This is a genomic window from Microbispora bryophytorum, assembly GCF_006874465.1.
GTDB lineage: Bacteria > Actinomycetota > Actinomycetes > Streptosporangiales > Streptosporangiaceae > Microbispora > Microbispora bryophytorum.
Genome location: NZ_VIRL01000008.1, coordinates 157,830 through 175,907, shown reverse-complemented (window position 1 = coordinate 175,907; position 18,078 = coordinate 157,830). Strand labels below are relative to the sequence as shown.

Annotated in this window: 12 protein-coding genes; 4 read left to right on the top strand and 8 right to left on the bottom strand. The window is 72.0% G+C overall.

The features are described from left to right. Positions 1–12 precede the first annotated feature (12 nt). Together FLX07_RS17230 and FLX07_RS17225 are read right to left on the bottom strand one after the other, a co-directional pair. Positions 13–2,037, bottom strand: a complete 2,025-nt coding sequence (locus FLX07_RS17230; protein WP_142571811.1) for an alpha/beta fold hydrolase — start codon at positions 2,035–2,037, stop codon at positions 13–15. A gap of 228 nt (positions 2,038–2,265) precedes the next feature. Next, a complete protein-coding gene (locus FLX07_RS17225) occupies positions 2,266–3,276 on the bottom strand; it encodes a LacI family DNA-binding transcriptional regulator (RefSeq protein WP_142571810.1) in 1,011 nt (336 codons plus the stop codon). A 246-nt stretch (positions 3,277–3,522) separates the two neighbouring features. On the opposite strand from FLX07_RS17225, the gene FLX07_RS17220 reads away from it, so the two are divergent. From FLX07_RS17220 to FLX07_RS17210, 3 genes are all read left to right on the top strand, one after another. Next, positions 3,523–4,899 carry a glycoside hydrolase family 5 protein gene (locus tag FLX07_RS17220; RefSeq protein WP_142571809.1) on the top strand — a complete coding sequence of 459 codons (1,377 nt, stop codon included), beginning with the start codon at positions 3,523–3,525 and terminating at the stop codon, positions 4,897–4,899. A gap of 184 nt (positions 4,900–5,083) precedes the next feature. Next, complete coding sequence (locus tag FLX07_RS17215; RefSeq protein ID WP_167748278.1) at positions 5,084–8,047, top strand: endo-1,4-beta-xylanase; 2,964 nt, start codon at positions 5,084–5,086, stop codon at positions 8,045–8,047. Positions 8,048–8,246: 199 nt separating this feature from the next. Then, positions 8,247–9,812, top strand: coding sequence for a glycoside hydrolase family 43 protein (locus FLX07_RS17210; RefSeq protein WP_142571807.1), 1,566 nt, complete (start codon positions 8,247–8,249; stop codon positions 9,810–9,812). Between the two features lie 13 nt (positions 9,813–9,825). Here FLX07_RS17210 and FLX07_RS17205 read toward each other — a convergent pair whose 3' ends face one another. Further along, the gene (locus FLX07_RS17205; protein ID WP_229689808.1) at positions 9,826–10,617 is read right to left on the bottom strand and encodes an SDR family NAD(P)-dependent oxidoreductase; all 792 of its coding nucleotides are present in this window, start codon (positions 10,615–10,617) and stop codon (positions 9,826–9,828) included. A 456-nt stretch (positions 10,618–11,073) separates the two neighbouring features. On the opposite strand from FLX07_RS17205, the gene FLX07_RS17200 reads away from it, so the two are divergent. Then, positions 11,074–12,330, top strand: a complete 1,257-nt coding sequence (locus tag FLX07_RS17200; RefSeq protein WP_167748277.1) for an NAD(P)/FAD-dependent oxidoreductase — start codon at positions 11,074–11,076, stop codon at positions 12,328–12,330. Here the strand turns inward: FLX07_RS17200 and FLX07_RS17195 are convergent. From FLX07_RS17195 to FLX07_RS17175, 5 genes are read right to left on the bottom strand one after another with little or no spacing between them, the layout of a single operon-like run. Beyond that, a complete protein-coding gene (locus tag FLX07_RS17195) occupies positions 12,293–13,273 on the bottom strand; it encodes a phosphatidylserine/phosphatidylglycerophosphate/cardiolipin synthase family protein (RefSeq protein ID WP_142571804.1) in 981 nt (326 codons plus the stop codon). The genes FLX07_RS17200 and FLX07_RS17195 overlap by 38 nt on opposite strands. A 2-nt stretch (positions 13,274–13,275) precedes the next feature. After that, complete coding sequence (locus tag FLX07_RS17190) at positions 13,276–14,217, bottom strand: SCO2521 family protein (protein ID WP_142571803.1); 942 nt, start codon at positions 14,215–14,217, stop codon at positions 13,276–13,278. A 26-nt stretch (positions 14,218–14,243) separates the two neighbouring features. Then, a complete protein-coding gene (locus FLX07_RS17185) occupies positions 14,244–15,215 on the bottom strand; it encodes an SCO2522 family protein (protein ID WP_208762250.1) in 972 nt (323 codons plus the stop codon). Continuing rightward, a complete protein-coding gene (locus tag FLX07_RS17180; protein ID WP_142571802.1) occupies positions 15,212–16,126 on the bottom strand; it encodes an SCO2523 family variant P-loop protein in 915 nt (304 codons plus the stop codon). Before FLX07_RS17180 ends, FLX07_RS17185 begins: the two co-directional genes overlap by 4 nt. Continuing rightward, positions 16,126–17,961 carry an SCO2524 family protein gene (locus tag FLX07_RS17175; protein ID WP_142571801.1) on the bottom strand — a complete coding sequence of 612 codons (1,836 nt, stop codon included), beginning with the start codon at positions 17,959–17,961 and terminating at the stop codon, positions 16,126–16,128. Before FLX07_RS17175 ends, FLX07_RS17180 begins: the two co-directional genes overlap by 1 nt. Positions 17,962–18,078 lie beyond the last annotated feature (117 nt).

The window sequence follows — 18,078 nt, the reverse complement described above, 5'->3', positions numbered from 1 at the left end:
GCGCCGGCTTGATCAAGTCAGCAGCCAGCCGTACAGCCAGGCGAGGAACGCGAGGCCGGTCAGGACGGGGACGATCCGGGCGGCGGCGGCGTTCAGCCGGAACGCCTCGACGATCGACAGCCCGGTGGAGACAAGGGCCAGCAGGCCATACCAGGCCAGGGCGTGCGGCACCCCGATCGCGAGCGTGGTCCAGTCCTGGATCGCCGACAGGCTGAGCGCCGACAGCGCGCACAGCGCGACGCCCGCCAGGCCCGCGATCGCGCTCAGCCCGCCGCGCCTGCGCAGTAGGGAGATCAGCCCCGCGACGAGCTGGACGGCCGAGACGAGCAGGAAGGCCGCGGGGACGGCCAGCGGGATCGGCGACTGGGACAGCCGGTAGGCCGACGAGGTGAGCAGCAGGCCGCCCGGACGCACGATGGGGTACGGCGCGGCGCCGGGGTCGCACGTGCGGGCCGTCGCGGCCGGGTCGTCGAGGAACGCGGCGATCGTCTGGCGGCTGCAGGCGCTCGACAGGAAGACGGCGTGCCCGACCCCGGCGAACTCGGCGAACCTGGCGCCCGGCACGGCCGACACCGCCTGCCGCGCGTCCTCCGGCGGGGTGGTGGGGTCGTACTGGCCGCCAAGGACCAGGATCGGCGGCGTCGCCCCCTCAGACGACTCCTCTTCCGACGTCGCCCCGTCGGACGTCGCCTCCTCCGACGACGCCCCCTCGATCGACGTGCCGTCCGACGAGGCCGTGGTGACCGACGCGCCCGGGGCCAGCAGGTCGGGCTCGGGCCGCGCGGCGGGCAGATCCCAGGCGTCGCAGACCGCCGCGTCGACGACGCCCGTGAACAGCCTGGGGCTCCGCGAGTCGGGGAAGGAGTTGTACGGCGTCTGGTCCTGGCACTGGACGGCGTAGTACAGACCCCACTCGTGCGAGGTCAGCCCGTCGCCGGCGGCGTCGACCAGGGGTTGCAGCAGTTCGGTGCGCCCGGAGGCCAGCCCGTCCACGAGGGCCGGCACGATCGGGATCACGTCGGTCTCGTGCAGCGCCTCGCCGAGGATCGTCGCCGCGTCGTCCCCGTTGAGCTGCACCGTCAGTCGCCGGCGGGTGAGCGGGTCCCTGGTCTCGTACGCCGCGGGGTGCGCGTTGAGCGCCTTCACCATGGCGTCGAACCGCGCGGCGATCCCCAGCTTGGTCATCGTCGCGGTGAGCGCGGCGGACGACTCGTCGTACCAGCGGGCGCCTGCGGGAAGCAGCGAGTCGAGCACGACCCCGCCGGTGCCGAGCGGGTCGCGCGCCGCCGCCAGCAGCATCGGGCGGGTGGAGTAGCTGACGCCGAACAAATACCACCGCTGGTAGCCGAGCGCGGCCCGCAGGTCCACGATGTCGGACGCGATCTCGGCGGTCCGGTAGCCGCGCAGGTCGACGTGCTCGCCCTCAAGGCGCGACTGGCAGGCCAGCGCCTGCCGGACGAGCGGGGCGGTCTCGGCCGACGCGGGCCCGGGCGTGCGCAGGGTGTCCACGACCCCGCGGACGATCTCGGGGCAGCTCAGTCTGGGCTCGGAGTAGCGCCCGCCGCGCTGTTCGAGGACGACCACGTCGCGGCCGGGGAACATCTGGGAGAGGAACCCGGTGAGCTGGAGCGAGGCCGACCCCGGCCCGCCGCTCATGTAGACGACCGGGTCGGCCGCCTGTCCTGAGGCTTGCGGCGCCCGGTGCACGGCGTAGCCGACCTTGATGGTCCTGCTGTTGGGGACGTCACGCCGCTCGGGAGCCAGGAGGTAACCACAGGTCGTGCCGGACGGCACCGTGACCGGGCAGGGATGCTCCTCGACGGGCGGCCCTTCCGCCGCCCCGGCCGCCCGCCTGCCGGGAACCGCCGACGCCGGGGCGGTCATCTCGTGCTCCGCCCCCCGCGCCGTCCCGGCCTGCGCCGTTCCGCCTTGCGCCGTTCCGCCCCGCGCCGTCTCACCACGCACGGTGCCGGACCAGACGGTGCCGGCCCAGCCGGCCCGCACCGTTTCGGCCCGCACCGTTTCGGCCCGCACCATTTCGGCCCCATGGCGGGCCGGCGCCGCGAGGGCCGCCGTCCCGGAACCTCCCAGAAGCATGAGCGCCGCGGCGAATGCCGTGACGGCCGCTCCACGCGAACTCCGCAACCGTCAGCCCCGTCCCGCGAACCCGGCGATATCCGCAGAAACCTTAGCGTGTTCGTCGGTCATCCCGCCCCCATTCGTCCGCGCGCTCCCATTTTGGACGATCATGGGGCGGCCCGGGTTTCACCGAGGCCGTGCGGTGCTCTCCCGGACCACCAGGTCGGTGGACAGCTCGACGCGGCGCGCTTCGGTGTTCTCGCCCCGGCCCATGGCCAGCACCATCCGCGCGGCCAGCGCGGCCATCTCCTCCAGGGGCTGGCGCACGGTGGTCAGCGGCGGCCACGCGGACCTGGACAGCGGCAGGTCGTCGAAGCCGACCACGCTGAGGTCCTCGGGCACCCGCAGGCCCCGCTGCCGGGCCGCCTCGAACACGCCGAACGCCTGCATGTCGCTGCCGGCGAAGATGGCGGTCGGGGGCTTGTCCAGCGAGAGCAGGGCGTGACCGGCGTCGTGGCCCGAGTTGACCAGGAAGTCGCCGTAGCGGATGAGCTCGGGGTCGATGGACACCCCGGCGGTCTCCAGGGCTGCGCGGTAACCGTCGATCCTGGCCCGGCTGCACAGCATGTCCGGCGGACCGCCGATCATGCCGATCCGGGAGTGACCGAGGTCGAGAAGGTGGCGCGTGGCCGCGAGGCCGCCGTGCCAGTTGGTCGCGCCGACCGACGCCACGCCGGGCGGCGGCTCGCCCTCGGGGTCGACGACGACGAACGGGATCGATCGGGCGCTGAGCTGGCCCTGCTGGCGCACCGAGAGCCGGGAGCTGACGATGATCACACCGTCCGTGCGCCGCGCCGCGATGCGCTCCAGCCAGTCACGGCCGGGACCCGCGTGCGTGTGCAGTACGGAGATCACCACGCTGGCGGCGGCCTCGTGCGCCGCCTGCTCGGCCCCGCGCACCAATTCCATGGCCCACGGGCTCTCGATCTCGGCGAACACCAGGTCCAGTAGACCGACCGGGCCGTCGCCCTGCCCCGTCCTGCGCTGGTATCCGTGCTTCTGCAGGAGGCGCTCCACCCGCTGACGGGTCTCCGGCGCGACCTCGGGACGGCCGTTGATCACCTTGGACACGGTCGGAACGGAGACTCCGGCCTCCTCCGCTATCTGGGCGATGGTCACCCGCCTCTTCACTGGCATGATGCAGATCGTAGCCGAAACTTTCGGGAGACCCGAACCGGTTCCCCCTGATGAGACGCGTGACCGCCGTGATCAAGCCTGGAGCGCCCTTGACGCTCAACCTTAGCTTTACTTATTCTCCGGACCACGAAACATTCGGATGCTAGCCGAAACTTTCAGTACGACTGTCAACAGTGGGTAGCGGAGGAGAAGGCGGGGTCGTCGCTCTCCGGTCACGCCGCCGGTTTCGAGGAGTGAGGAGAATCGATGACGCTGCTGCGCGTGTCAGGATCTCGGCTGGTTGACGAGGCGGGCGAGCCGGTGAGGCTGCGGGGGGTCGGTCTGGGCGGCTGGCTCAACATGGAGAACTTCATCACCGGTTACCCCGCCGACGAGTCCTCGATGCGTGCCGCGGTGCGGGAGGTGCTGGGCGAGGAACGCTACGAGATGTTCTTCGACCGCTTCTTGACCTCGTTCTTTACCGAGGCCGACGCCGACCTCCTGCGGGACGTCGGCGTCAACTGCGTGCGGATCCCGGTGAACTACCGCCACTTCGAGGCGGACGATCGGCCGATGGAGATCGGTGAACGCGGCTTCCGCCATCTCGATCGCGTGATCGGGATGCTGGGCGAGCGCGGCGTCTACAGCGTCATCGACCTGCACGCGCTCCCGGGGGCGCAGAACCAGCACTGGCACTCCGACAATCGCACCCACGTCGCCTCCTTCTGGGAGCACCGGCACTTCCAGGACCGCGCGGTTCACCTGTGGGAGGCGCTGGCCGACCACTACAAGGACAACCCGTGGGTGGCGGGCTACAACCCCATCAACGAGCCGGCCGACCCCAGCGGCCGGGTGGTCGGGCCCTTCTACGACCGTCTGGTCAAGGCGCTGCGCGCGGTGGACCCCGCCCACGTGCTGTTCCTCGACGGCAACACCTACTCCACCGACTTCTCGGTCTTCCACGAGGTCTACGAGAACACGGTGTTCGTCTGCCACGACTACGCGCTGGCCGGGTTTGCCCACGGCGGCCCCTACCCGGGCTTCACCAGGGGCGAGTGGTGCGACCGCGACGAGCTGGAGCGCGCCTTCGCCCGCCGCACCGCCTTCCAGCGGGAGACCGGTACGCCGATCTGGGTCGGCGAGTTCGGGCCCGTCTACACCGGCGACCCCTCGGTGGACGAGCAGCGCTACCAGATCCTGCGCGACCAACTGGAAATCTTCGACGGGTGCGACGCCGGCTGGTCCATCTGGACCTACAAGGACGTCGGCCTGCAGGGCCTGGTCTGCGCGGGCGGCTCCTACATGGAGCGGTTCGGGCCGTTCATCGCGAAGAAGAAGCGGCTCGGCGCCGACCGGTGGGGCTCGACGATGGAGGAGACCGCGAGTGAGCTCGCGCCGCTGCACCGGCTGATCGACACGGAGTTCGCCTCCTGGGACCCGTACCCCTGGGGCGCCCGCTACCAGACCGACGACCTCATCCGGCACATCCTGATCGCCCAGGCGCTGCTGCCGGAGTACGCCGAGCTGTTCCGGGGGCTGGACGACGACGAACTGCTCGCGCTCGCCGACTCCTTCGCCCTGTCCACCTGCACCCGGCGCGAGCCTCTGATCCGGCTTCTCGCCGACAACCTGACCGCGCGCTAGCGCGGCACGAGGAGACCCCCCGATGCGCAGCCTCCTTTACCGGGCGGCCTCGGCAGTCCTGCGTGTGAACGCAGTACGGCCCGTTGTCGCGGCCCTTCTGCGTTCATTCACAGCACGGCGTTCATCTACGGCGCGGCGTTCGTTCACCGCGCGGCCCGCCGTCGCGGCCGTGCTGTGCGTGCTCATGGGACTGCCGGCGGTCCTGGCGAGTGCCACTCCCGCTGACGCCGCGGCCGTGCAGATCGCGACGTACGACTTCGAGGACGGCACCGCCCAGGGCTGGGGGCCAAGAGGCGACGGGGTCGAGGTCGGCGCGACCTCCGACGCCGCGCATTCGGGGTCGAGCTCCCTGCTCACCTCCGGCCGCACCGCCACCTGGCACGGGGCGTCCATCAGCCCGCCCTTCCAGAAGGGCGTCACCTACCAGGTCACGGCGTACGCCCGGATGGTGAGCGGGGAGCCGTCGAGCACGATCGCGCTGACGATGCAGCGCACGCCCGACGGCGGCGACACCACCTACGAACGGGTGGCCGCCGCCACCGTGACCGACGGCGGCTGGGCCGAGCTGTCGGGCACCTACTCCTTCGGCGCCGACTCCACCGGCCTGCAGCTCTACGCCGAGAGCTCCGAGGCCACGGCGACGTACTACATCGACGACATCGTCATCACCTCGGACACCGACCCCGCGCGCTCGGGCCTGAGCACCGACTTCGAGACCGGCACCGCCCAGGGCTGGTCGCCGCGCGCCTCGGCGTCCCTGACGGCCACGACCGACGCCGCGCACGGCGGCGCCCGCAGCCTCGCGGTGACCGGCCGCTCGGACTCCTGGGACGGCCCGGCGATCAGCATGCTCGGCAAGATGGCCAAGGGGTCGAAGTACACCCTGTCGGCCTGGGTGCGCCTCGGCCCGGACACGGCCTCGGGCGCCCTCGGCCTGTCGATCGAGCGCCGGACGGGCGACACCCCCAGCTACGAGCGGGTGGCCGCGCCGAAGACCGTCCCCGAGGGGCAGTGGGTGCAGCTCACCGGCACCTACACGCTCGCCTACGACGTGGACTTCCTGAGCGTCTACGTGGAGTCCGACACCGGCACGTTCCCCTTCTACCTGGACGACTTCACGCTGACGTACGTCGAGCCCAAGCCGATCCAGACGGACATCCCCTCGCTCAGGGACGAGGTGCCGTTCACGCTTGGGGCGGCCATCGGCCGCGCCCAGACGCTCGGCGAGCACGGCGACCTGCTGCTCAAGCACTTCAGCGGGGTCACCCCCGGCAACGAGCTGAAGTGGGACGCCACCGAGCCGCGCGAGGGCGAGTTCACCTTCGCCGAGGGCGACTACCTGGTGGACTACGCCGTCCAGCACGGGCTGACCTTCCGCGGGCACACGCTCGCCTGGCACAGCCAGACGCCCGACTGGGTGTTCAAGGACGGCGACCGCGACCTCACCTCCTCGCCGGAGGACAGGGCGCTGCTGCTGAAGCGGCTGGAGAACCACGTGAAGACGCTGGTCGGCCGCTACAAGGGCAAGATCGCGGTCTGGGACGTGGTCAACGAGGTGGTGGACGAGAACCAGCCCGACGGCCTGCGCCGGTCGAAGTGGTTCCAGATCACCGGCCTCGACTTCATCCGCACGGCCTTCCGCGTCGCGCACGAGACCGACCCGGCCGCCAAGCTGTTCGTCAACGACTACAACACCGAGTTCCCGCGCAAGCGGGAGGCGCTGTACGCCCTGGTGAAGAAGCTGAAGGCCGAGGGAGTGCCGATCGACGGCGTCGGCCACCAGCTCCACCTCAACATCGAGCAGCCGCCCGCCGCCGAGGTCGAGGCCACCATCGAGAAGTTCGCGACGCTCCACGTGGACCAGCAGATCACCGAGCTGGACGTGAGCGTCTACCCCGACTTCGTCTCCACCTACGACGAGGTCCCGGCCGAGGTGCTCGCCGAGCAGGGCTACCGCTACAAGGAGCTGTTCGACGTCTTCCGCAGGCACAGGGCGCAGATCAGCTCGGTCACCGTGTGGGGCCTGGCCGACGACGCCACCTGGCTGTCGACTTTCCCGATCACCCGGCTGAACGCTCCGCTGCTCTTCGACGACGAGCTCCAGGCCAAGCCGGCCTACTGGGGCGTCGTGGACCCGGCGAAGCTGCCGCCGCTGGTGCGCAGGCTTGAGGCCCCCGCCGCGACCCCCAAGGTGGACGGTAAGCGCGACCTCGAATGGGACCTGCTGCCCGCCACCCCGATCGCCCGCGTGGGTGACGTGTCCGCCGGGCTCCAGGCCCGCTCGTCCGCCGGATGGCTGTACGTCCTGGCCGAGGTGCGCGACCCGGACGACGACCGGAGCGACACGGTCACGTTCACCGTGGGCGGCAAGACGTACACCGTCCGGCGCGAGGACGGCCACCCGCACGGCCCCGACACGGCCGTGCAGAAGACGACCGGCGGCTACCGGGTGGAGGCGCGGTTCCCGACGGGGCCCGCCGCGGTACCCGGCACCGACGTCGCCGTGGCGGTCGCGGACGCCTCCGGCGGCACGCGGACCTCCTGGACCGGGAAGGTCACGTCGACGCCCGCGGTGAAGCTGACCACCGCCCCCAACCGCCGGCCGGTGGTCGACGGCGCCGTCGACCCGGCCTGGGCGCCGGCGCCGGAGATCCGCACCGCCACCTGGATCCAGGGCACGTCGGGGGCGACCGCGCGGGCCCGGGCGCTGTGGAGCGGCGACACGCTGTACCTGCTCGCGCAGGTCGCCGACCCCACACTCAGCGAGCAGTCGGCCAACCCGTGGGAGCAGGACTCCGTCGAGTTCTTCGTGGACCCCGGCAACGGCAAGACCAGGGGCTACGGCGACGACGACGGCCAGTATCGGATCAGCTTCTCCGGGAAGACGTCGGTCGGAGGCCCGCTCGACCCCGCCTCCATCGGGGACAACCTGACGGCCGCCGCCAAGGCCGTCCCCGGCGGCTACGTGATCGAGGCCGCCGTGAAGCTGCCCACGATCACGCTGCGGGACGGCGCGCTGCTCGGCTTCGACGTCCAGGTCAACGACGCCACGGGCGCCGCCAGGACCAGCGCGGCGACCTGGAGCGACGCCACAGGGCAGGGATACCGGGACACCAGCCACTGGGGGGTGCTGCAACTGCGGCACTGAGCCCAACACAGTGGGCCCAACACCAGTGGGCTCGACACACTGAGCTCCGGCACCGGATCGGACACCGGAGCCCGCCGGACGGGGCCTGGCGCAGGGAGGCCCCGCGCTGAAAGGCTCCGGCGCACCGTGCCGGTGCCGGACGGCCGGCCCGGTTCCCCCACACGGGGGACCGGGCCCGTCACGTTCGAGGAAGGGACGAATGATCGACGAAGTCGACGGGTGGGAGTACCGGAACCCCGTCATCCCCGGGTTCCACCCCGACCCCTCCGTGTGCCGGGTGGGCGAGGACTACTACCTCGTGACCTCCAGCTTCGAGTGGTTTCCAGGAGTGCCGATCTTCCACAGCCGCGACCTGGTCAACTGGCGGCAGCTCGGGCACGTGCTCGACCGCCCGTCCCAGCTCGACCTGGACGGCATGCGGCCCTCGGGCGGCGTCTACGCGGCCACCATCCGCCACCACGACGGCGTCTTCTACGTCGTCACCACCCTGGTGGACGGACGGGGCAACTTCATCGTCACCGCTACCGACCCCGCAGGCCCCTGGAGCGAGCCCCGATGGCTTCCCAGCACCCGGGGCATGGACCCCTCGCTGCTGTTCGACGACGGCCGCGTCTGGTTCACCGGCACCAGGGAGAAGGAGGCGGCCCGCTACTCCGGCGAGACCGAGGTCTACCTCGTGGAGCTCGACCCGGCCACGCTGCAGCCGCGGGGGGAGGAGCGGGTCGTCTGGGAGGCCGCCCAGCGGGGCGCCGTGTGGGCCGAGGGCCCCCACCTGTACAAGATCGGCGGCAGGTACTACCTGCTGGCGTCGGAGGGCGGCACGTCCTACGACCACGCGGTCGTGGTGGCCAGGGCCGACCACGTGACCGGGCCGTACGAGCCGAACCCGCGCAACCCGATCCTCACCCACAGGCATCTCGGCCTCGGCCACCCCATCGCCTGCACCGGCCACGCCGACCTGGTGGAGACCGGGGACGGCGAGTGGTGGATGGTGCTGCTGGCCACCCGCCCGTACGGCACCTCCGGCGACCTGGGCGCCGGCAACGTGAGGGGCGACAACCTGGGCAGGGAGACGTTCCTCACCCGGGTCTCCTGGGAGGACGGCTGGCCCGTCGCCGCGCAGGTCGCGCCCGTGGCCGCGGGACCGGCGCTGCCCGAGCACCGCTGGCCCGCCGTCCCCGCCTGCGACCACTTCGACGCCGACCGGCTCTCGCCCGTCTGGAACCACCTGCGCACCCCGCGCACGCCCTACTGGAGCCTGGGCGACAGCCGCCTGCGGCTGCGGCTGCGGCCGGAGACGCTGGCCCAGCGGGTCAACCCGAGCCTGATCGCCCGCAGGCAGCAGCACATGGACTTCGCCGTCCACGCCGCGCTCGACTTCACGCCCGCGGCCGGGGAGTGCGCCGGTCTCGCGCTGGTGCACAACGACGACCACCACGTGCTGCTCGTGCGCACCGCGCGCGGCCTCGAACTCGTCCGCAGGAAGGCGGGCGGCGACGACCTGCTCGCCTCCGTACGGGTGCCCGGCCAGCGGCGGCTGTATCTCGGCGTGGAGGCGCGGGGGCAGGCCTACCAGGCCAGGTACGCCGTGGCGGCGGGGGAGTGGACCGACCTCGGCGACCCGGTGGACGGCAGGATCCTCAGCAGCGCCGTGGCCGGCGGCTTCACCGGCGCCTACGTCGGCATGTACGCCAGCTCCAACGGCCGCCCGAGCTCCAACGTCGCCGCGTTCGACTGGTTCGAGTACCTGCCGCTCGGCCCCTGATGCGGTGAGCGGCTCAGCGCGTGATGCGGCGGAGGACGGAGCCGGCCGCCCGCACCGCCAGGGCGGGCGAGAGCCGTACGGCCCGCCAGGTGGCGCGGGCGGACGCGGGCGCGACGATGAGCGCCTGGTTTCCGGCCACGCCGCGCAGCACGTCGCGGGCGAGCGACTCCACGGGGTAGAGGCGCCCCTGCGCCCGCACGGCCGTCGTGCGGGCGTGCAGGCCGATCTCGGTCTGCGGCAGCCCGGGGTTGGCGTTGTCCAGCAGCGGGGTGTCGATGAACCCGGGGCAGACCACGCTGACCCTCACCCTGTGGGCGGCCGCCTCGGCCCGCAGCGCGAGCGACAGCCCGACGACGGCGTGCTTGGTCGCCGTGTAGGGCAGCATCATGGGCGCGGGGGTCAGCCCGGCCAGCGACGCGGTGTTGACGATGTGCCCGTAGCCCTGCTCGATCATGAGCGGGTACGCCGCGTGCACACCGTGGACCACCCCGCGCAGGTTCACGTCGATCGCCCGGTTCCAGTGGTCGAGCGTGAACTCCTCGGCACGGCCGCCCACCGCGATGCCCGCGTTGTTGAACAGGAAGTCGAGCCGCCCGTGCTCGGCCGCCACGCCGGTGATCAGCTCCCGCACGGCCTGCGCGTCGGAGACGTCGCACGCGACGCCCGCGCAGCCGAGATCCTTGGCGGCGTCCTCGGTTCCCCGGACGTCGGCGATCGTGACGTGGGCGCCGCGCCGGGCGAGCTCGGCGGCGACGGCCCGCCCGATTCCCGACGCCCCGCCCGTGACGACGGCGGTCTTCCTCACGCGCTTCCCCTCGCTTGAAGCTTCGCTTGAGCCTTCGCTTGAGCCTGCGGCTCGTTCCCGATGCCCATCGCCTGCCACGAACGGCGGCTGGTCGGTTTCATCATGCCCAGATCGGCGCAAAGCTCTCTCATTTCTGACCGCCGAGCGGCTGCTCCACGCGGCCGTCTCGGGGGTGTCGAGGCCGGCCTCGCGCACGACGCCGTCCGGGATCCGCTGATCACGGAGCCGGCGGGCCGGCATGATCCACGCCAGCGCCGATGATCAGCGGGGTGAGCGGGATCGACACGAAGCGGCGGCGGCGCGGCGTGCGCGGCGCCCGTCGGCGCGACTCGGTGGAATTCCCCGCCGGCAAGATTTCCGCGCGGTACAGTTCGGCGAGGTCACCCGTGTGTGACCTTCTTGAACGGCCCTCCCTCGCCTACTGTCGAAGCGAGGGGACGGCGAATTGGAGCCCGCGTGCCTGAGACCTGCGACGTCGTGATCATCGGTGGTGGCGTGATCGGCTGCGCGATCGCGCACAGGCTCGCCGCGCGGGGCACGAGCGTGGTGCTCGTGGACGCGGGGCAGCGTCTCGGGCTCGGCGCCTCCGACGGCGCGATGGGCGGCATCCTGACGCAGACGGAGCCCTCCTGCCTCGGCCCGCTCAGCAGCGTCATCAAGCGCAGCCGCGACGTCTACCCGCGGTGGCTGGAGGAGATCCACGCCGCCTCCGGCGTCGAGGTCCCGGTGCTGGACGGCGGCGACATCCAGGTCGCGCTGGACGAGGCCGAGATGGAGCGCCTGGAGTCCAAGGTGCTGCCGCAGTGGAAGAACTCGCCGTTCGCCGTCGAGAGGCTGACGGCGGCCGACGCCAGGAATCTCGAACCGCTGCTGAGCGAGCGCGTCGTCGGCGGTTTCCTGCTGCCGGAGGAGCTCGCGCTCGACCCGCGGGTGCTCATGGCCGCCCTGACGACGGCCGTGCTCTCGGGGCGCACGCCGATCCGGGTGCTGGGCGCGGTGCGCGCCACCGGCCTTCGGACCGGGCCGCGCGGTGTCGAGGTGGACCTCCACGACGGCCGCCGGGTGTCGGCGGAGCAGGCGGTCGTCGCGGCCGGACACCTGAGCGGGGTCTTCCTGCCCCGCCACCGCGCCCACCTGTTCCCCATCAAGGGCGTGGCCTTCGACGTCCGCCCGCCCGGGGCCGCCACCTACCCGCTGCGTCACCACATCTTCGCGGAGATCAAACAGGACGGCCGGGAGTATTTCCCCTATCTCGTCCCCCGGCACGACGGCAGGGTGGCCGTCGGCGTCACCTACGAGGAGAACGTGGGGGACGTGACGGTGACCCCCGCGGCGATCGAGGAGATCAGGCAGGGCGTCGCCGCCCTCATGCCCAGGGCGGCCACCTGGCCCATCGGCCGCCGCTGGGCCGGACTGCGGCCGGGCAGCGCCGACCACATGCCCATCCTCGGCCACGTGGACGACCACGGCCGGGTCGTGGCGGCGACCGGCCACAGCGGCCTCGGCGTCACGCTCGCCCCCGTCACGGCGGAGCTGGTGGCCGCCCTGGTCGGCGGGACCGCCGGCGCCCGGGAGCGCGAACTGCTCGCCGTCTGCCGGCCCGACCGCCCCTTCCCGCCCGCGCCTTTCCCGCCCGCGCCGGCTCCGTCCGCCCCGGCCGCGCCGCCGGTCTCGTCTACGCCGCCGGTGTCGCCGCCTCCCACAGCTCCGTGAACCGTTCGGTCCGCTCCCGCACCTGCTCCTGATCCTGTACGAGGATCGTGCTGTGGATCACTGGCGCGATGCCGTCGCCGACCTGTGGAGCGGGGTTGGACTCGTAGTAGACGACCCCGTCGAACAGGATGAAGTCGGACAGCGAGCCGCGCAGCAGGGGCGGCGCGTCGGCGAGGAGGAGCGTGCGCACCTCGATCCCGACCGTGGTCTGCCACTTCCACACCCGGCGGAACGCCTCGGAGTCGAGCCGCTCGGAACGATCCACCACGAACACCCGGCGCACCCGTGCCCCGCGCTGGACGAGGTCGCGCTGGAGCTTGACGTAGCGCTGCCCGAGGTCGGTGTGCCAGAAGCCGCCCTCGAACTCGGTGTCGCGGGCGTCCACGCTGGTCAGGCTGATCGCGTCGAGACTGACCCGGGCGTTGCGCGCGAGCGCGAGCAGCCAGTCGCGGTCCTCGCCCTCGTACAGCGCGTACCTGCCGTCGGACAGCTCGCCGAGGAACTTCGCCATCCGGGTGACCTCGTGGTGCACCAGGCTCTTGACGAGGCCGGGCATGTCGTCGCGGATCTTGGCGGCGTTCTGCACCAGCTCGGCCACGCCCCTGGTCTCCAGCGCGGACATCTCCACGACGCCGAACAGCTTGCTCGCCTCGTTGATCTTGAAGAAGCTGTCGGCCACCAGATCGTGGGTCTTGGTGTGCTGCCTGCGCTGCTCCTGCAGCACGGTCTCCAGCTGGTCGTCCACGTCCGCGAGGAACTGCACGACGAAGACGACGCCGCTGATGAACGTCGCGAGCAGCAGGCTCCACAGATCCTGGTTCGGTCCGTGGATGAGCGCGTTGCTCACGAGGTAGCTCACGCCGCCCACGAGCATCGTCACGAGGACCTTGCGCACGATCCTCGGGACGAGCGACGGGGAGGGCTCGGGTGCTGCTCCGGTCACGGTCATCTCCGTCCGGCTTCGGCGGTCGCGTTGAGCAGGGCCAGGGTGTTCATCGCGACCTGGTCGCGGACCCGGTCGACCAGGGAACGCCACTGCCGGGAGAACCCCGGCCGCCGCTCCAGGCTCTCCCAGAACGGCGTCAGCCACTCCTCGACCCGGGCTGCCGGCATCCACAAGTGCATGAGGTGGTCGATGGCGGGGGCCAGGCGGGCCACGGCCTGGGCTCCCTGCGTCCCGCCGATTCGCGCCCGCTCGACGATGACCAGCAGCGACGTGAGCAGCCAGTCGTGCGTCGCCAGGTCCTCGCACAGATCGACCACGGCGGGGGTGAACGGGCCGGGATGCGTCAGGCGCAGCGTCCGCTCCTGCTCGGTGTGCAGGGTGAACCGGATCGACGGCTCCCCGGTCTCGGCCACCCACCGCAGGCTCGTACGCGGGATCTTGAAGGGGGCCCGCCGGTCCAGCAGCGGGGACGCCTGGACGAGGTCGAGGAAGCGCCCGCTGACGGCCCCCAAATTGAGGCAGGCGCCGCCGGTGCCGCCGGGCGCGGAGTCGCCGGTGAACCCCTCGGCGAGGTCGGCCGCCTTCGCCTTCCCCAGGACCTCCACGACCCCCGGCCGGGCCAGGTAGTGCGACCAGGGCAGCCTGCGGTCGGCCTCCGAGCGCACCACCCGGACGTACGACGATCCCTGGGCCACCCGGCCCCCGGTCACCGCGCAGCGGGACATGACCGTGCCGACGCCCCTGACCCGGGAACGGGACGCGGTGGGCAGCGCGCAGTCCACCCCGGTCAGTCGCTCCGGCGACAGCGCGTGGACGATCGGACGGCGGGATACGCGCACGGTCTCCCCGGCCATGAGCGCGAGCACCTGACGGCACGTCGACTCGGAGATCTCCCCGGAGTTCTGCAGCAGCCCGGTGTGGACTTCCCCCATCACCAGCATCGGGCCGCCCCCATAATCGAAACCCCTCAGATGAAGACGTAGGAGATGCGGTCGACGAGCTCCTCTTCGAGCCGGACTCCCTCGCTCTCGCTCCGGGTGGCGACCTGCCGCAGGACCTCGTCGTCCACCGCGACCTGGCTCAGGATCGTCCGTACGGCCAGCTCGACGGGCAGGAACCGGGGGGACAGGACGGACAGCGTGGTGTACGCGCTGAACGGCGCGGCCTGGGGGTTGAGCCGGACGACCGCGGGCAGCCCGTCCCAGTCGCGGGGCCAGCCGCCGTCGAGGGCGACCGGCGGGAGCGGCACGTGGCCGTCGCTGCGCAGCAGCCCCAGCCGCAGGAGCTGCCAGACGGCCGCGAGGAAGGGGCACGACCAGGTGCGCCGGGGCCCCCTCTCGTCCCACAGCTCGACGTCCACGAAGATCGAGTGGGCGCGCTTGGCGTTCTGCGCGGGCGGCTCCCACGGCCGGGCCTTGCCCATCGCCTGCATCGGCGTGGTGCGGGGCGACCGGGAGCCGTTGCATAGCCAGCCCGTCTCCTTCACCGGCGGGCGGGACCCGTCGGTCTCCGGCGGCGGGTCGTCCACGAGCCGGTCCTCCACCAGCCGAGCGAGCTCGACGCCGCCCGACCGCGCGTCCTCGAAGTGGGCACAGGCCGACTCCCGGGCCAGGTAGTCGATGGTCAGGTCGTGCTCGGCCGCCGCGTCGAGGACCATCGGCAGCAGCTCGGCGGGGGTGCTGAAACGGCTGAAGTAGTCGTCCACGAGGAAGCAGGTGCTCACCCGGGCCCGGCCCCCGGGCACCCGCTCCCGCCACAGGGCGCGGACCGTGGCGAGCCACGGCGCGACCCTGGCGAACTGCTCGCGCAGCCGGTCGGGGCCCGCCTCGTAGTCCTCCATGTAGAGGTGCCCGAGCTCGACGGACACATGGGAGAGGGGAACGGAGGCGATCCTGCGCTCGGCCGCCACCTCGCCGAACGTCGCGTGCACCGGCGTCACAAGCCCTCCCACGCGCTGTCGTCGACGATCTTCTTGGCGAGATCCTCGAACGCGGCGGCGGTCTCCGCGTTGGCGATCTTGCTGGCCAGCACGTCCTCGTCGGTGATGAGCTGCTCGCGCCACTGGAGGACCGGGTCCAGCGGGATCTTGCCGAGCATGGCCGTACGGCCGACGCCGTGGCGGCCCGCCAGCTCGCGCAGCTCGCTGTCGCACGCGCTCAGCCAGGCCCGCTGCTCGTCGCGCAGCCCGACGAGCTCCGCCGCGTCCGGTTCGAGCACGGCCGTGCGCACGAAGCGGATGCGGTCGCGCAGGTCCTCGGGGTCGTGGCCGAACCTGGTGCCGACGTCGAGCAGCCCGTCGGCGCCGGTGACGAGCCCGTCGGCGGCGATGATGTGCTGACGCGTCCAGCGGTGGAAGACCAGCCAGCGGAACGGGATCGCGGGCATCCGCACGGTCGCCGCCAGGACCAGCTCGGCGGTGAACGACCGGCCGGCGCTGACGTCGACCACGCACAGGTCGAACTCCTCGTCCAGCCGCCCGAGCAACTGGACGCAGCGGCCGACGACCTCGTCGGTGAGGGCCGACAGTTCGCCGCCGCCCTCGCTGCCGGGCAGCAGCACGAGCCGCCCCGCACCGGGCGGACGGGCGCGCAGCCCCTCGCGGTCGGACTCGGTCCACACGTCCACCCGCCGCGGTAGCGGGCACTCGCCCCGCAGGTAGTGGTGCAGACCGTTCTCCCGGGTGCCGCGGGCCACCGCGCTGACGCTGAAGATGGCCCCCGCGGTCGGCGAGCCGAAGTCGAAGTCCAGGTAGCAGACGTCGTTGCCCTGCAGCGCGTGGCGGTAGGCGATGTTGGTGCCGGTGACCGAGCGCCCGGTCCCGCCCTTGTCGGAGATCGCGAAGATGAGCATCAGATCGCCTCCGACGCGCTGTCGCGGGCGGCGGACAGCCGTTCGAGGCCGAGCAGGGCGTCGTTGATCAGCGCCTGGGCGGTGGCCGGCCGATCGCTGACGATCGACCTGGCCCGCTGCAGCGACGCCTGGATCGAGCGCAGCTTGGGCTGGATCGTCTGCCCGCCCACCAGGGGCCGGGCGACCAGCTCCTGGTCCAGCAGGTGCTCGGCCTCCCCGAGCATCTGGAGGGCGAGCTCGACGAGCTGGGGGCTGCGCAGCGGCGGCTCCCCGCTGGACGCCGCGGCGGAGACGAGGAACTCGACGACCCGCTCGCTGAAGTACCAGGACGGGTCCTCGTCGCGCACCTCGATGTCGGTGAAGACGTTGCCCGGCTGATCCCACAGCCCGGCCGCCAGGCCGTCCGTCTGGCGGCGCTGCATGATGTGCCGCCAGATCTGGTCGGCGAGTGCGAGCAGCCGCTCGCGCATCCGCGTGTTCTGCGCGATGGAGGCGGCCCAGATGGTCCGTTTCAGCAGCGTGATGGCGAAGTCGGAGACGACCCAGACGAGGTGGGGGCCGAGTGAGTCGCTGCCGTGCAGGTTGATCGGGACACCGGGGGAGTGCATGAGCACGGGCGGGTCGCCCGGCACCGCCCTGCGGATGATCCTGGCGCGGACGGCCAGTTCCTCCAGCACGGCGGCGACCCGGCCGAGGTCGACGTCGGCCGCCCGGTTGTTGACCAGGTTCTGCACGACCATGGCGGTGACGCCGAGACTGTAGTAGTCCGACTCCTTCTCGTCGACCGTCCGCCAGGGGATGTCCTCCAGCGGCCAGGTGCCCCGTCCGTACGTCGCGATGGTGCGCCAGTAGGACTGGGTGAGGTCCCAGCGGCGCTGGATGGCCTGGGCGAGGGTGATCTGGTCGTCGTTGAGCAGGCTCAGGACGCGGGTGCGGGCGGAGAACAGGTCGGCGATGCCGACCAGGGCGTTGACGGTGAAGTAGAGGAACGGCGTGTCGGCGGCCACGCCCTTGGGCTGGGGGCCGATGTCGAGAGGCGTGACGATGTCGGGGGCGTCCTTCACGATGCCCCACGTCCAGCCGCACTCGAACAGCAGGTTCTCGTTGTCCAGGTCCAGCTGGCTGCCCGAGCCGATGGTCAGGTCGCGCAGGCCGGCCCGTACGGGCCGCAGCTCGCGCCGCAGGTCGTCGAGCACGCGGCGGGTGGGCGCGCCGGTCTGGTTCACGGTGCGCAGCAGCGCGCGGCCCGCCGGGGACCCGGGGTCGAACGCGTTGACCGTGAAGCTGCGCAGCAGGCCCGCCATCGCGGCCGACAGCCGTTTGCTGGCCAGGTCCTCCAGCTCGCGGATCTCGCGGCGGATCGACTCGCGCCGCACGCTCTGGCGGAAGACCTTCAGGAAGCCGAGTGTGCCGAGCGCGAGCGTGACCGACATCGAGAAGGAGTCGACCACGTCGAGCTGGAGCTGCTCGGGGGTGACCTTCGCCTCGTCGTCCAACGGCCGGAAGTAGCTGCCGCCGGAGAACAGGGGCCGCCCGTCCTCGGCGGTGTAGGTGCGCAGATACTGGCCCATCACGCGCAGCAGCAGCTTGGGGATCTCCACCGAGTCGCCCAGGACCGTGAGCGCGGCCAGCACGTCGTCGGCCGTCTCGTCCGGGGTGTCCAGGCGGAAGCCCGGCAGTTCCGAGGCCGGGTACATGAAGCACAGAAGCTGCTCCGCGTCGGAGATGGAGTTCGACCCGTCCCGGCCGCCCCAGGTCCAGACGCCGTCGCGGTAGGAGGCGCGCGCGGCTGCCTCCCACAGCTCCAGAAGCTGCTGTCGCGGCTGGAGTTTCATTCGCGGCCCTCTCTGCGACTGCGCCGTCCTGTGCGCTCTCTCCGTGCTGCCGTCAAGGAGAAAGACGCGCTCGTGTGGCCGGGCGGGACCGAGGCCGGGGTCCCCAGACCCTCCCCA